Genomic DNA, 15,532 nt, shown 5'->3' on the forward strand with positions numbered 1-15,532 from the left:
TGGTTGCCTGGATCCATCGACCGAATCAGCCGAAGCCTCCGTCCGACTTAGCAGAATCGAGTACGCACCCACATGACCTCTCTCATCTCCTGGCTCGACGCGTCCACCGAGGAAAACTCGAAGATGCGCGAGCTCGTGAAGCTCTTCGGTACGCCGGAAACCACGGACGACCTGGGCATGGGGCAGCTGCGCGACGCGATCAGCAACAGCCTGTTCCCCGGTACATCCGTGCTGCATCTGGGCGCTCGATACATGCTCCTCGTCCCGTGGGCTTATCAAACCGCCCACCGCAGTACCAAGAACCCTGAGGACCTCCGGAAGCGGTCCGAGGAATCCGAGCGGCAGCTGATCGGCCGGCTCAAAGAAATCGGTGAGGACAGCTACATCGGGCGTGACGCTGGCAGGAACGTGCGGCAGCTGCCCTCGGCCGCGTACTGGTCGGCCTTGCGGCGCTACGGGATCGTCAATCCCGACGCTGACCGCTCAGCCGTAGCCCAACTAATGTGCACAGATTCCTCTTCCCCGGAGGACGGCGAAAACAACGACTCCGTCTGGAATCAGACTCTTCCGAAGCCTCCCGCAAGATTCCCGCAGACCGAAGAACGCGGCCTCACGCTCACGCACGACGAAGCCCGCTGGCTGCAGGAACGCATCCTGACCACCTGCCCCGGCACCATGCTGGCCCACGTCGTCGGGTCTGAAGTCAGCCCCACCCCCGGACTCTGGGCTCCCTGGCTGGACCCGTCCTGCCGCAGCGCGGAGGGTGAACCCGCCCAGTGGCTCAACGACGCAGAGTCGTTCTCCTTCATCCACAACGGCGCCACGATCCTCTACCAGCACCTGCTCGCCGAGCGCTCGGCGTCCGTTTTCAACGCCGGTGAGGACACGCTGGAGTCCACGCAGGAACTCCTTGAATCGTGGGAGGACCAGCGGGACAGCAAGCGCGAACTCCTCGCAGGATGGGACATGAACGGTTACCTCGACCGTGCCAAGGCACTGAACCCCGGTATCAACAGCAACACCGCCGACTTCGCGCGGGCCATGGCTGAGGCAGCACTGAGCCCCAGCAAACTGATCGACAACGCAGAATTCCGTGCCGCCGTCGAAATCCGAGAGAAGCTGATGAAGAAGTCCAACTCGCGGTTCCGCAACGAACGCCGGCTCCGCGCCTGGCAGCCGCCCGCGCAGGTCGCGTCTCTGTCCTTCCGCTGGGCACAAGTGCGGCGAAACGTCCTGGATATCCACGCCGGGCTGGCCTTGGAAGGACAATCACATGCTTGAGGCGGCAAACAGGCAGTCGCTCACCCAGCAGCTGCGCCCGCCGGCAGGGTTCCGGCTCTCCCACGCGGTGGGAACCACGTTCACCCTGGACATGACGAGTGCCCTGTCAGTACCGCTGAGCTTCGTCGCTGGATCCGGGGAAGAATTCACCAACCCGGTGGCGGTGCTCAGCGCCCTGCGCAAAGTCTCCAACCGTGTGGACATCTTCTGCCAGGCAGGGCACATCAAGGCACCCTCGGACGCCTCGGACCTGCTCGCGCTGCTGGAGCCTATGGTCCATCAGGTCAGCGTCAGGCACGGACTGTTCCACCCCAAGATCTGGCTCCTCGAATTCGAGAACGACACCGAGCGCCGCTACCGCTTCCTCTGCAGCAGCCGTAACCTCACCACCGACGCCAGCTGGGATCTCCTTGTCCGTCTGGACGGCGAACCCGTGCAGGATACCGAGGATGTGGGCCCGGACAGCGGGCCTTTGGCGCGCTTCATCGCCGGGCTGCCCGACCTCTGCACCGTGACGCCCGACGCCGGGAGGCTGGCCAGGGTGCACGGACTCGCTTCGCGCCTGGCGGACGTCCGCTGGGACCTGCCCGAGGATATCCACCGCCTGGCATTTCGGCCGATGGGTAGGGGAGAAGACTTCGAACAGGGTTCCATCGTGGCGCACCTCCGCGACCCGGAGAACTTCGTCGCGCTAAACAACAAAACCGGGAACGCCGCCTTCCTGGGCTACGACAAGCTGGTCATCTCGCCCTTCCTCGATGACAAGATGATCGGCCGGCTGCAGGACCGCTGGACGCAAAACCTTTACGTCTACTCGCGCGACGATCAGCTGAACCTTCTCCAGGAACAGACGGTTGCCGATACACGCACGTCGTTCAAGGCCTTTGACGAGCTCGGCATTCCTGAATCCTCGGAGTCGGGCCAGAGCGATACGGACGAGTCCGGGATCCAGCGCGTGGCCGATGATCTGACCGGCCTGCATGCCAAGGCCTACTTCTGCGACTACGACCACTTCACCTACGCGCTCCTTGGCTCGGCCAACGCCACCGAAGCGGGTTTCACTAAGAACGTGGAGTTCCTGCTGGAAATGCGGGGAGCAAAGAAGCGCCTAGGGGTGCAGCGCATCCGGGAAAGCCTCAAGGACGTGCCCTTCGCCGACTATCTGGGCACCGGCGGCGCAGCCCGCTCGGAAGAGGACGTTGCCGCCTTCCGGCTGGAAAACGCCTTGCGGGAGGCTGCCGCCCAGCGGTTCCTCCTCGATGCCGTCCCCGACAGCGATGCCAAAAACACGTTCACGGTGACCCTCTCGCATAACTGGTCGCCGAAGCCCGAGTTCAATGCAAAGTTGCGGCTGCTTTCGCTCCCCCAGCCAAGCGCCGTCGTCGAGCCCTCCGGCGGCCAGCACGAACACGCCTTCCACGCCATCCCGCTGGCTGACGTGACGCCCTATCTGGTGCTCACGCTGGAGGACCCGGCGGCCGGGCTGTCAAAGAGCACGGTGATCCAGGGCAGCCTACGCACCGATCCGGCGGGAAGGCTGGATGAGATCATCGCCCGCCAACTGGACGACCCGCAGAAGCTCCGGCAGTTCTTGCTGTTGTTCCTCACCCCGGAAGACGCCCTTCCAGGGTCCGGGACCGGCACGGGATGGTTCGCCGGCTCCGGGTTCGGAGACGGCTCCACCGCCGGACTCTTCGAAGCGATGGTGGGGGCCATGGCGGGTCCGGACGCTGGCTCGGTCTTCCCTGATTTGAAGTTAGTGATGGACCGGCTGCTTGCCCTTCGCGGCGATGATCCAGAGATTCAGCAGCTGCACGCACTGTGGACGGCAGCCACCGAGGCACTAGATATGGGGGAACTTCATGGGGTTTGATGCAACGCCCGCGCTGGACGGCCTTCGGGGCTTTCAGCGCCGGACTGTGGAACACGTCTTCAAGCGCCTCTATCTGGATGACCAGCCGGCGGACCGCTTCCTCGTCGCGGACGAGACGGGACTGGGCAAAAGCATGGTGGCCCGCGGCGTTGTCGCGAAGGCGATCGAACGGCTCGACCGGCCGGATTCCGGAGTGGACCGCATCGACGTCGTCTACGTCTGTTCCAATGCTGACCTGGCCAAGCAGAACATCGGCCGGCTGAACGTTACCGGGCAGAAGGACATCATTGAGTCGGGCCGGCTGACGCTGCTGCCTGCCGAGCTGACCAAGCTCAATGTTCCGGCGGCGCCGGGAACACGGAAGCGGGTCAACTTCATCTCGCTGACGCCGGGCACGTCGTTCAACGTCGGAGGGGCAACCGGCCAGGCGCGAGAACGGGCTGTGCTGTTTCGGATCCTCGAACAGCTCGGAGTGATCACTACCGAACGCCGGGATGATGCGGTCGAGCTGTTGAGGGCGGGCGCTGGCGTTCCCGGATTCAGCTGGGAAATCAAACGCCTCACCGAACTGCATCCCGAAGGGTTCGTCACCTCGGTGTGTGACAAATTCAGACAGCTCGCCACGAAGAGCGGAAATTTCGCCGCTTTTGAAACGGCGATGAGCGACGCCTTGACCGCCGGAACTGACAATGTCCGGCTCCGCATGAGCGCCATCATCGGAGGGCTCCGTGGAGACCTCGCCCAGGCCGGATTGGACTGTCTGGAGCCTGATTTGATCATTCTGGACGAGTTCCAGCGCTTCCGCGATCTGCTTTACTCTCCCGGCACCGCGCCCGACGACGAGGATCCTGCAGCCGAGCTTGCGCGCCAGTTCCTGAACTACAAGGGCGCCAAACTAATCTTGCTCTCCGCCACGCCATACAAGGCGCACACCGGTGCGAATGAAGCAGACGGCGACGACCACGCCGCAGACTTCCGGCAGCTGCTGCGTTTCCTGAGCAGTGAGCGGCCGGGGTACATGGAAAACCTTGAGGCTGATCTGGACGGGCGACGGACCCAACTGCTGAAGCAGGTCCCCGACGATGCGCTGACGCACCGCATCGAGGACGGCCTGAAGTTGTTCATGAGCCGCACGGAGCGGCCCCAGCTTGGAAAAGACGACATGCTTGCCGTCATCCCGATGCTTCCCACGGATGTCCGGGCCGGGGATCTCACCAGTTTTCGCTCCCTCTCCGCTTTGTTCCGGGCGACGCGCACCGGCAATCCCATGGAGTACTGGAAATCTGTGCCGATGTTCGCGCACTTCCTTACCGACTACAAGGTGGGCAGGATGCTGGACGGCAGGATTCACTGCGACCGCGAAGCAGTTGACCTGGTGCTGCCGGCGCTGGCGACCATCGACGCCGATGTCTATCGCCGATATGGGGCCTTGGAAACCGACAACGCCAAGTTCCGGGCCGTGCGCGAGCACACTATCGGCCAGGGCTGGTGGAAGCTGCTGTGGATGCCGCCGTCGCTCCCCTACCTATCGCCCTCCGGCGCATTTGCTGAGGTGGGTACTGACGTCACCAAACAGCTGGTCTTTTCCGCATGGAACGCTGCCCCGACGGCGATCACCACGATGCTCTCCTACGAGGCCGAACGACAGATCCTCGAGGGGTCGCCGCTGCACGGTGAAAACTCCGCCGAGGCCCGCAAGCGCTTCCGCGGCCGACTGCGGTTCCGTGTCCGCGACGGTGAGCCCCAGGCCATGTCCACGCTGGCTCTGTTCATCCCCCATGCTGCTCTGGCACTTGCAGGTGATCCGCTGGAGAGTGCCTCATTGAGTGGTTCCTTGGTGCCCGGCGGTGCTGTTCGGGATGCCGCCGCAGCCGCCGGTACGGCGATGGTGGGCGGCGCCGTCGTGGACCCGGCCAGCCGGCTCGGTGCCTGGGCGTCCTACTTCTCCGTGCCGGGTGCTCTGCCGGCAGAGTGGAAGAACAATGCGAAATTGGTGATGCGGGAGCTACGGCAGCTGGACGAGTACACCCAGCAGCAGGGCAAAGCCTCGGACGGCGGGAACACCGAGCAGGAAGGTGGCTCCGAGGCCGGGCTCTATCTGGCACACGTTGATCGGATGCTGGGCGCCGTGGCCGGTGAGCCGTCGGGCTGGGAGGACGGGCTTGAAGACCTGGCCGTCAACTCCCCCGCGAACTGCCTCTACCGTGCACTGAGGCGCGTAGTGCCCGACGACTTCGACGGCACAGAGCTGTGGAAGGCCGCCGTGTTTGCCGCAAGCGGCCTGCGCACTCTCTTTAACCGGCTCGACGCCACCGAGCTGCTGGACAAGCTCTATCCCGAAGGCGACTACTGGCAGAAGGTCTTGCGCTACTGCGAAGCCGGAAACCTCCAGGCAGTGCTGGACGAATACGTCTTCCAGCTCCGCAGCCAGCAGGCCCCCGGGGAGATCACCACCCAACAGTTGTGGGCGATGGCCGATGACATCCGGCGTTCCTTGTCCCTCAAGCCGGCGCAGATGCTCGCCAAGTATCCCGACGGTTCGCACGAGGACCTCCGGATGGGCGTCCGCTTCGCCGTGCGGTACAGCAATGCCAAAACGGACGACGGCGACAGCAACCGTATGCCCGACGTCCGCCGGGCATTCAACAGCCCCTTCTGGCCGTTCGTGCTGGCGTCGACGTCGGTGGGCCAGGAAGGCATCGACTTCCACTGGTGGGCGCACTCGGTCATCCACTGGAACGTGCCAGGCAATCCAGTTGATTTCGAACAGCGGGAGGGCCGGGTGCACCGGTATCTGGGGCATGCAGTGCGGAAGAATGTGGCCGAAGCGCACGGCGATGAAGTGCTCAAGCCTGGGGTCACGGACCCGTGGGAGACCCTGTTCTCCGTTGCTGCAGCTGACGTTGCGGCACACCCGGAAGATTCCAGCACCGAGTTTGCTCCGCACTGGATCCACCCTGGAAATCACAAGATCCAGCGTAGGCTCCTGGACCACCCTTTGAGCCGTGACGTACCCCGAACGAAGCAGATGCTGGCCGGACTCGCGAAGTACCGGCTGACGCTGGGCCAGGCGCGGCAAGATGACTTGCTGGGGCTGATCAAGGATGGCGCGGAGATCAAGCCGCTTAATTTGAGGCCTTAACCCGTAACGACAACATTCCCGAAGCCTCGACCATCACGCGATACGGATGCCCAGCCGAGCACGATAGCGTGTTGGTTCCTCAATGGTGGGCTCACGGGTTTCTGTTGACACAACCACATCGGATATTGATGCGCAGTTCAGATGTCAAACCGAGCGAAGCCTGTCAACATGGCGGCGCTGTTCCTTTTCGTCCTGTTTGATGTGGACGCTGACGAGGACTCCGCTACCGTCCGGCTTGTAGTAGATCCGTCCCATATCCTCGCTACCGGCTATGCCTGTGGCGAGTTTTGAGACTTCGCGCCAACCGCGCATGCCTTCGAGATCCTTTCCCAGGAGCTCGCCCATATCTATCTGAGCCAGCACCCGCAGCACAGACGCGGGCGCGTCTAAGTTCGCTAGCACTTCCACGCTGTCGAGAACGAATGTGAGGCGCGTGAAGGCATTATCCAGGAAGCCGGAAACGCCGCGACGAGGGGCGACTCGGGCAGCAGAAGCGCGGCGCCGCTCTCGGTCCTGTTGCCCGAGCTCGTCAAGCCTGTCTTCAAGGGCAGCGACTATCGCTTCCAAGGTCAGAATTCTGGATTCGCTTGCCTCTGCCTGATTGCGGAAGTCAACGACACTGTTGCGCAGCTCGGAGTTCTCGCTGAGTGCCAGTTCCAGAAGCTCTTCTGTGTCCGACTGTCTGACCAAGTACGCCTTTGCTTCGGCGCTTTGTTCTTGAGCACGGCTCAATGCTGAGATTTGCTCGTGGAGGGACTTCTGGTAAGCCAGCGTGCGATCCATATCGCCCAAGAGTTTGGTCTCGTGATTAGTCACAACCGCGAGCCTCTGGCGCAGGAGTGCGACTTCTCGCTCCGACTGGCTAAGACGATCTCGTAGTTCGACCGTTTGGTCGAGCAGTTGCTCAGCCCTCGCCGCAAGATCCTCAAACGGCGTGGCGGTCGGCGCGGGTGGAGCCTCAACACCCACGAAAGCAGGTGAGAACACCGCGGAAACCCGAGCTACAGCCTCGTCGTGGGTACCTTTTGACCGGAGACGGGCAAACCAGTCATAAAACTTGCCGTCGCTGGCGGGGCGGTGGCTGACATCCCATCGCTGAATCGCGAGGCCGGCGGCTTCTAGTGCATTAACAACATCACTGGCGAGGCGCTCGGAGCCATTGAAGACGACATAATGACCAAAGCCATTGGTGTCCACATTCCACTCACCGTGAAACTCAATGGACTTGGGCCGGGGAGACAAATCGTTCGCCTTTGGCGCATACGGCACCCTTGCGCCCGCCAGGAGGAACCTATTGCAGTCCTCCACCTCCCATGATGGCCCTGCGAGGTCGACCACGTCCCCGTCGAGCACAGGGTAGACCGCAGCCTCGTACACTATGCCGCCATAGCCATTCGGAGTCAGTCGAACAGGGCGCCTGACTTGCGCTATGGTGGCGGATTCGCCGTTGACAATCCGAACGAGGAGTTGCTGCGCCGCCATCCCTTAGGCCACCGACCCACACCGACAAGCCGGATCACCCCACTGGCGCTTGCATACGGCGCAAGGCTGGTAGTAGAGGTGTTCAGTTAGCTGTTCTTGCGTAGCCTGGTCGGAAAGCCTTGCGAACGCACCGGGGTTATGTTTGTGCAACACATCCCCGGGAATAAGGGCTGCGTTCTTCTGATCAGCCACGTTAGCGCGAATAGCCAGGCCGCCACCGCCCGTCCAGGCACCCGCATCAGCGACATCAAGAAACTCCTGCATGTTGCTTCCAGGAAGTCCTATCCCGAACTCCAGGTCAAAGTACGACGAGCTAGATTGATCCTTGCGCTGACTTGAAGAAGCATTTACAGACAAGATAAGGTCCTGATCAATCTGGACATCGAGTTCGAGACGTTCGACTAGCGGCGGTGCAGTATGGTCCACTGCTATGGCGACGACGCCCAACGTAGTTCGAGGATCACTTGCCTGCGGCTGTTCAGACAGCTGCGATGGCGCAACGATTGGAAACTTCGCGATACCGTCTGTGGGATCTGTGCAGTAGAGATGGAACCCCTCTTGGCGCTCTTCGCCGTCGCCCGGCATGCGCGTTCCGGCCCTCAAGAGTGGAAGTCTGGATCCGCGTGCCATCTCGAGCTCAATTTGCTTTGCCAGAACTAGCCGCTGCGAGTCATGTGCAATCCATCCGGCACCTTGCGAAACGAGTGTTGCACTCGTAGCTGGTACGTGTACTCGTTCGGGCCCAAACAGCTCGTGCAGGCGGCTTCTGATACTTGGCATTGCAGCCATTCCCCCGGCCACGAGACAGAGTGAGACTTGAGCAGGAGCCATCCCGACGCTGTCAAAGAGCGCCTCTACTTCTCTTATTCCTTGCGCGACAAGTGGCCGTGTTATGGCGTCAAGTTCTTGCCGACTCAGAGTGTATTCAAGGGTAGTGCCGGACTCCGGGAAGTAGTCGCGACTGTAGAAAGTCGCCTCCGCCCGATCAGAGAGTGCAATCTTATTTTTTTCTGTGGCCCGAAGAAGCCGAAGACGCGCATCGCGCATCGGATGGTCGGTTTCTGAGATTCCATGCTCAATCGAGAAGCGCTTGACAACCTCGTCACGGATTACTTGGTCAAACTTGTCCCCACCTACTTGATCAGTGCCGCCATTACGGAGTTGCAAGATTCGCCCCGGTTCAATTCGGCACAATGTTAGATCCAGTGTTCCGCCACCCCAATCGACGACAAGCACATTTCGCCTCATCAGGCCCCGGATCTCGCTCTCCGAGTCGGCCGCACCCCGGAGATAGCCATACAAAGCGGCCAAGGGTTCGTGAACGAACTGGGCCACGGAAATTCCAGCTCTGGCAAACGCCTCTCGAAGCGCAGCCCGCCTCGGGCCATCCATGCTCACCGGAATTGTCACTACAGCCCGATCGAGTGAACCCAGCACACCGCGCTGACTCTGAAGTGATTCAGAACGCACGTGGCGAATCACGTCCGCTACGATGTCAACTGGGCTGCGATCTACGCCACCAACGTTGACCACCTCTTTCCCCAGCAGGAACTTGGGGGAACGTACCGTGGTCCCGTGGACGCCGAGCCCCACCTCTTCAAGGGCGTCACGGGCCTCACGACCGACAATAACTTCTTCGCCTTCGTAGCGAACCACGGAGGGGTGTGGACGTCCCTCCTCATCATCAAAAACGTCTATGACACGATCCCGTACGACCACAGAAATGAGACTGTTGGTCGTGCCGAAGTCAAATCCAGCAATCATTTCACGTCCCCATCCGTATTCTTGAGCCTCTTGACCTCAGCATTGATGGCGCTTAGGGCACGGTCGACAAACTCCTCTGCAACATTCGTGCTCCCGCGGCGAAGGGCGTGCAGTCCGTCGTCAAGCAGCTCAACCTGACCTGTTAGTCGCCTGATGACTCGGGTTCTGAGAGATTCGTAATCGTCCACAAGGTGGCTCTTGTCCACCACCCGATTACTCTGTTCCTCGGAAAGCCGGCGAGACATCTCCTCTATTCGAAGAGTTAGAGAGGCTGCCTCCGCCCGCGCGCTGGCCAGATCCACTGCGAGCACACTTCCGATTGCCCGCTCCTGCTCGACAAGACGCTGCTGGTAAGCTGCCTGCGCACGCAGGTCATCTGCTTCTTTTTTTGTAGTCGTGATCAGGCCACCCATGTGTCGCGAGAGCTCGCCTAAAGCATCGGTGTTCTTAGCGGTCGCCAACAGCGCAGCCGTTCTCAAGTCGCTCCGACGGTGTTGCGCCCGCCAGACCCACGTATTCATAGCTTCAACATATTGATCAAGAGTGCACTGACCACAGAGCATACGAAGGAGTCCATAAGTAGTGACTGCGTTTACCCGAAGACGTTCACGCCCAGTCCCATTAAGTTCCGAGGCCTTCTGAAGACCTAACGCGTCGAAATCAATCCTCTGCGCCGCGTCACTTATCTCTTTGAAAAGATCTGGCGCTGTCCGTACTTCGAAAAGTCTGACGGCATGGGGTTGGAAAAGAGTGTGACCTGCCAGGGCTACTCTCACCAACTCAAGGACTCTTCGAACGACGTGTCCATTAACATCGTGCTCCGCTATCGACGCAAGTAAGACCGGCGGTACCGCAAGAAACCGATCGGTAGTTGCCAATTGCTTTACGGTATCGTTTTCCTCTTGCTCGGCGGCCTTATCTACATGGAAAACGGAAAAGTCACGGGGCGTGAGACCGAGTCTGCGGCCCGACAAGGCGTATGCGAATCTAAACAATTCAAGAATCGATTTGGGCCGGTCGTCTTTCTGCGCAGCACTCATGATGACCGAGCGTGCTTCACTGACATCAGGTTCCTGAGGTACATCGGAGGCGGGATCGGTGCCCGGCACGCCATGCTGTTGCTGAAAATCGGCATTCACTGCTGGTGTACTCCTAGAACTTGAAGTCGTTGTCTAAAGTCTGCGTACCAAGTCGCCGCCTCGCGGCTATGGCAGAGATTCTCACTGTGGTGACGTGCCTTAGCAAAATCCCCGAGTGCGAGTGAATGCTCTGCCGCTACTAGGTGCAGTTTGAAGGCATCACGCGGGAGCTGTGCACCAATTTGAGAAACGAAATTCACAATGCTGGTTTCAGCGGTGCCATCCAGAGGCAAAGCGCTCCATGCAAGGATTTGGTCGATGCTTGAATCACTGAGCGCATAATCCAAACTCGAGTGCTCCACTCGCAAAAGCCCAGCAGACTGCCAAGGCTGCCCTCTAAGCAAGGCTTGGAAGCGCAGGGAGACCTCAGCAACGCGCTGACTCTTGGTTTTGGTCATGGCGCGATGGAATTGGTTGTAGTGGAAGGCGACGATACCGCAAATAGCCTCTGCTGGAGGGCGATCGAATGCTCCCAGTGCGGCCACTGCTTTGTCGTACTTGCCTTCGTATCCGCCGCCTCCACCTATATTGCTTCGCAGCCCTGATTCGGCTAAGCCTTCGCGCGCTAGCGCGCCGTAGAGATAATTGGCGAGCCCGGACAGGTACCCCCCGGCCGTCCGGTAAGCCTTGGAGCGCATGATGAAGTCATCGATAGCGCGGAGGCTCAATTCTCCGCCATCAATGAAGTGAAACAAAGCAGCATCCACACCTTCGAGATCATCTCTCTCTGAAAACGCGAACTCAAATTGGGATGTATGAACGGCATCAGTGCTAACCAAGCAAACATCGAGAATTCCACTGCGTTGAGTCGTTAAGGCTTCGACTGCTCGTGGGATGGAGGTCGTTGTGCCGTTTATCTGAACGATGTCAGCATTCCGGATTTCCCAATCCTTTTCGGAGGTCTTCGCCGTGATCGTCAGCCGACTCTTGCCGCACTCCCGTCCTTTGAACACCAGAACCGGACGCTTGACCGTATGGCCTTCAAAGCTGTGTACGCGCAGATCCCGATCCGAGGAAAATTCCACCTGACACTTAGAACACGTAAATGTGGGGGGCCTTGGCTCGACTTGATAGTCGGGGCCATCGCCAGTTGCCTCATGGAACTCCATGTACCCTGTTTGCCAGAAACCCATTTTCCCCGGACGCCTACCCGACAGACCGCTGTGACTCAACACCGGCCGCAGCAGCGCTGCACGCGACCACGTTGTTCCACCTGTGCGCAAATATTGTTTGGCGAACTCGCCAGGTGGCGTACTTTGCCACTCGTTTCCTTTCGACATGCCCCAAGACGTCGACCAAATCTCATGGGTGGTCAAGCCGCTTAATTATTGTGCGATCATAGCGTCAGCACCTGCCCCTGCGGAGACGCCACGCTAGTGGTAACGGCGAATGTCGCCGCAAACTCAGACGAGGGGTCGGGCTGGCTAGGCCGTACCAGATCAAGATTTCTGGAAACGGAAAGCCGCCAACGAATTGCCTTTGGGCGCTCCTATCGTCGCCTGGGCGTAGGTATCTATTGGGCGACGGCTGCTGCGATGGAAAACATGTCTGCCGGCATCGGCCGGTGGAGCCTCCATCTAATCGCGATGGGCTTCTCTCCCGAATGCTGGTCGTAGTCCACCTGCCCAAGGCACATGTAGGGAACAGTCAGTCCCGTCTCGTCTTCGGCCGTATCCCGGGTGAAGATCAGGATCTTCGAGCCGTGCGAAGCCCGGTCCAAGTAGCGCTTGCCCGTCGGGCTGCCCGGCGACGTTGCGTTCTGTGACTCCCAGTGGAACAGCTCCGGACTGATCGCGTAGTCCTTATACATCGTGGTTGCCGAATGCTTCTTGTCATCCTTATTGAGGGTAACGAAGAAGGCGTCCGTAGACGTCGCCGGGCACCAGGCCACGCCCTCGCGGTGCTGTACGTTCTTGCCAAGCTCCAGCGCACCGTACTGCAGCGCCGCCAGGACTTCCTCGCGCCGGTATGTCGCGTGCGAAAGCAGCGGAACGTGTTGCAGCCCCGCGCCCAGGCCTTTGGCCGCATGCTTGGACGCGGCCACGCCGAGCTTCACGAGCTGGCGGATCTCGCTGCACACAAACTGGTAGCCGCGCAGATAGTCCAGGCCGGCGTCGTACGACTGGAAATCGCCGCCGTCGTCCCAGAGCATGTAGAACAGCATGCGGGCGAACGTTTGTTCCCGCATGCCGAGCTCCGCGTAGCGGGGCGCGTCGGGGCCGACAAGCATCGAGTAGGCCTCGGCGCGTTCCGGATCGTCCACGTGGATCAGCGCTGCCATGCGGCCGAGGAGCTTCCTCTCTTCGGCGTCCGACAAATCCTGAATCCTACCGCTAAGGACTGCCTCCAACGGCGAGAACCCGTCGATCAGGCCAGCCTGGCGAAGGTAGCCGGTCCACGAATCCCTGGTCGAACGGTAGATCGACTTCACGTCGTTTCCGGAACGCTCGAGATACGCCTCCAGCTCCGTCTCCGCGTAGGAGGCAATGTCCCGGACCAGCTGCGCCCGGTTGAACCGCAGCTGCGCCTTGATGTTGTCCAGCACGACTTTCTGCGCCACCCGGTCCAGCACGATCTGCGAACCCGACGGCAAGTACGGGAACTCGTCCTCAACAGCCTTCTCCAGCTCCTTCCGCCCGTAGCCGGTCAGCGCTCGGTAGCGCAGGTCGAAGCGGAACTCGCGGCGTTGCTGGCCGATGAAGTCCATGATGGTCAGCACCGCCTTGCCCTCGGCGCGACGCAGCCCACGTCCCAGCTGCTGGAGGAAAATTGTGGTGCTCTGCGTGGGCCGGAGCAGCAGGATGGTGTCCACCTGCGGCAGGTCCAGGCCTTCGTTGAAAAGGTCGACGGCGAAGATGCAGTTGATCTCCCGCCGGCGGAGCCTCTCCAGCGCCGCCGCGCGGTCGGCGTCGCCGGTGCTGCCGTCGACAGCAACGGAGGCTATGCCGGCGCGGTTGAACACCTCCGCCATGTAGTGGGCGTGCTGGACCGAGACGCAGAAGCCGATGGCCCGCATCTGGTCCGTGCTGGTGACCTTATCGCGGAGTTCGCGGATCACCTTGGCGGCGCGGGCGTCGTTGCCGGTGTAGAGGTTGTTCAGCTGTGCGGCGTCGTAGTTGCCGCGCTTCCACTCCAACTGGCTGAGGTCGACGTCGTCCGAGACGCCGAAGTAGTGGAACGGCACCAGCAGGTCGGCGTCCAGGGCATCCCAGAGGCGCAGTTCGCTGGCGATGCGGCCGTCGAAGAACTGCTTGGCGACGTCGATACCGTCGCCGCGTTCCGGCGTCGCGGTCAGTCCGAGGAGCTGCTGCGGCTGCAGGTGGTCCAGCATCCGGCCGTAGGTGGGCGCCATGGCGTGGTGGAATTCATCGATCACCACGACGTCGAAGAAGTCCGGTGCCAGCTGTTCAACGCCGAGGGATGACAGCGACTGGACGGAGGCGAATATGTGCTTCCACTGCCTGGGTTTGTGTTCCCCGACGTAGAGTTCGCCGAAGGCGCCGTCCTGCATGACGTCACGGTAGGTGCGCATGGCCTGTTTGAGGATTTCCTGGCGGTGGGCGACAAAAAGCAGTTTCAAGTCCCGCCCGGCCGCCTCGCAGAGGCGTTTGTAGTCCAGCGCCGCGATGACGGTTTTGCCGGTGCCGGTGGCGGCGACCAGCAGGTTGTGGTTGAAGCCCTTGAGCCGCTCGGCTTCCAGGTCTTCAAGCATCTCCTCCTGGTGGAGGAAGGGCTGGAACTCAAGGCCGGTGGCTGCCCCGGGGATTGCCGTCCGCCGGCCGCCGTTGCGTTCCAGGGCGGCGTCCAGCTTTTCGCCGTCGCGTTCCGGATCGTAACTTTGGAAGGCGCGCTGAGCCCAGTAGCTGTCGAAGGTGACCTCGAACTTGTTTAGTAGTGCCGGCGTGCCGACGGAGCTGAGCCGGACGTTCCATTCGAGGCCATCGAGGAGGGCCGCTTGGCTGAGGTTAGAGCTGCCAACGTAGGCGGTGTCGAAACCGGAGTTCCGGCGGAACAGCCATGCTTTGGCGTGCAAACGCGTGGCCTGGGTTTCGTAGCTGATCTTCACTTCGGCCCCGTACCTGGTGACGAGCTCGTCGATGGCGCGGCGTTCTGTGGCGCCCATATAGGTCGTGGTGATGACCCGGAGTTTGGCCCCGCGCTCTTTGAGCTGTTCAAGCGCTGGATGGAGCAAGCGGAGGCCCGTCCACCGGACGAAGGCGCAGAGCAGGTCCACGGTGTTGGCGGACTCGATCTCGGTACGGAGTTCCGCGGCGAGGTTCGGCTCGTCCTTGCTATTGGTGAGGAGTGCCGAGTCGCTCAGCTTAGTTGCGGGGCGGCGAAGGTTGCGGCGCTTCAGGGTGTCTGGGCGGTACAGGGACTGAAGCTGGGTAGGGCCTTCACTAATGCGGTCGCCGTGCTTCAACTCCTGGAGGAGTTTGTTTGCTAGGGCCACCCGTTCCGTGGGCCTGGCTGCTTCAAGGGCTTGGCGGACAGCGTCGGCGACGTGGCGGGAAAGAATATCCGGACTGTCGTCGTCATCAATGTCCGCGAAGACTGGCTCCAGGTCTGCCTCGCTATTTAGCAGACTCTCCAGTGCGTCCGTGTTTAGAATTTCGTACAAGCCCTCGGGCAACCGAGCCGCTGGCACTCCCCCAATGAAATTAGTCACTGGGCCAGGGTATTTGGTGGCAGTGACAAAGACCAAGCCCTGCATTATATGGGACATCCCTTAGCATGGCGAATGGCTATAACTCGCACCGGCACCGACACCGTATGTCGGTCTCTGCACCGGCCACCTGCGACCTCGACGCTGCATGGCAGCGACGCTTGTGGCGGCGTCAACAGCTACGT

The 15,532-nt window shown here is 61.1% G+C and carries 8 protein-coding genes; 3 read left to right on the top strand and 5 right to left on the bottom strand.

Annotated elements, in window-relative coordinates; genetic code table 11:
* Window positions 1-72 precede the first annotated feature (72 nt).
* Genes J2X01_RS14185 through J2X01_RS14195 form a run of 3 tightly spaced genes read left to right on the top strand, consistent with a single transcriptional unit; the run spans window position 73 to window position 6,296 of the window.
* Window positions 73-1,281 (top strand): DUF6361 family protein, encoded by a 1,209-nt coding sequence (locus J2X01_RS14185; protein WP_310058537.1) that lies wholly within the window; start codon window positions 73-75, stop codon window positions 1,279-1,281.
* Window positions 1,274-3,154: a phospholipase D-like domain-containing protein gene (locus J2X01_RS14190; protein WP_310058540.1), complete on the top strand. Its 1,881-nt coding sequence runs from the start codon at window positions 1,274-1,276 to the stop codon at window positions 3,152-3,154. The genes J2X01_RS14185 and J2X01_RS14190 overlap by 8 nt, the downstream gene beginning before the upstream one ends.
* Complete coding sequence (locus J2X01_RS14195; RefSeq protein WP_310058543.1) at window positions 3,144-6,296, top strand: helicase C-terminal domain-containing protein; 3,153 nt, start codon at window positions 3,144-3,146, stop codon at window positions 6,294-6,296. The genes J2X01_RS14190 and J2X01_RS14195 overlap by 11 nt, the downstream gene beginning before the upstream one ends.
* 144 nt (window positions 6,297-6,440) lie before the next feature.
* Here the strand turns inward: J2X01_RS14195 and J2X01_RS14200 are convergent, their stop codons facing one another.
* From J2X01_RS14200 to J2X01_RS14220, 5 genes are all read right to left on the bottom strand, one after another.
* Window positions 6,441-7,778, bottom strand: a complete 1,338-nt coding sequence (locus J2X01_RS14200) for a hypothetical protein (protein ID WP_310058545.1) — start codon at window positions 7,776-7,778, stop codon at window positions 6,441-6,443.
* Window positions 7,779-7,781: 3 nt separating this feature from the next.
* On the bottom strand, window positions 7,782-9,542 hold the full coding sequence (locus J2X01_RS14205) for an Hsp70 family protein (RefSeq protein WP_310058549.1): 1,761 nt from the start codon (window positions 9,540-9,542) through the stop codon (window positions 7,782-7,784).
* The gene (locus J2X01_RS14210; protein ID WP_310058552.1) at window positions 9,539-10,681 is read right to left on the bottom strand and encodes a hypothetical protein; all 1,143 of its coding nucleotides are present in this window, start codon (window positions 10,679-10,681) and stop codon (window positions 9,539-9,541) included. The genes J2X01_RS14205 and J2X01_RS14210 overlap by 4 nt, the downstream gene beginning before the upstream one ends.
* Window positions 10,678-11,997: a hypothetical protein gene (locus J2X01_RS14215; RefSeq protein ID WP_310058554.1), complete on the bottom strand. Its 1,320-nt coding sequence runs from the start codon at window positions 11,995-11,997 to the stop codon at window positions 10,678-10,680. The genes J2X01_RS14210 and J2X01_RS14215 overlap by 4 nt, the downstream gene beginning before the upstream one ends.
* A 197-nt stretch (window positions 11,998-12,194) precedes the next feature.
* A complete protein-coding gene (locus J2X01_RS14220; RefSeq protein WP_374724975.1) occupies window positions 12,195-15,314 on the bottom strand; it encodes a DEAD/DEAH box helicase in 3,120 nt (1,039 codons plus the stop codon).
* Window positions 15,315-15,532 lie beyond the last annotated feature (218 nt).

The sequence above is a fragment of the Arthrobacter ginsengisoli genome (genome assembly GCF_031456935.1).
Classification (GTDB): domain Bacteria; phylum Actinomycetota; class Actinomycetes; order Actinomycetales; family Micrococcaceae; genus Arthrobacter; species Arthrobacter ginsengisoli.

Coding starts and splice junctions, on each gene's coding strand:
- J2X01_RS14205 (WP_310058549.1), bottom strand. CDS start 9,542: ATGATTGCTGGATTTGACTTCGGCACGACCAACAGTCTCATTTCTGTG.
- J2X01_RS14190 (WP_310058540.1), top strand. CDS start 1,274: ATGCTTGAGGCGGCAAACAGGCAGTCGCTCACCCAGCAGCTGCGCCCG.
- J2X01_RS14185 (WP_310058537.1), top strand. CDS start 73: ATGACCTCTCTCATCTCCTGGCTCGACGCGTCCACCGAGGAAAACTCG.
- J2X01_RS14200 (WP_310058545.1), bottom strand. CDS start 7,778: ATGGCGGCGCAGCAACTCCTCGTTCGGATTGTCAACGGCGAATCCGCC.
- J2X01_RS14195 (WP_310058543.1), top strand. CDS start 3,144: ATGGGGTTTGATGCAACGCCCGCGCTGGACGGCCTTCGGGGCTTTCAG.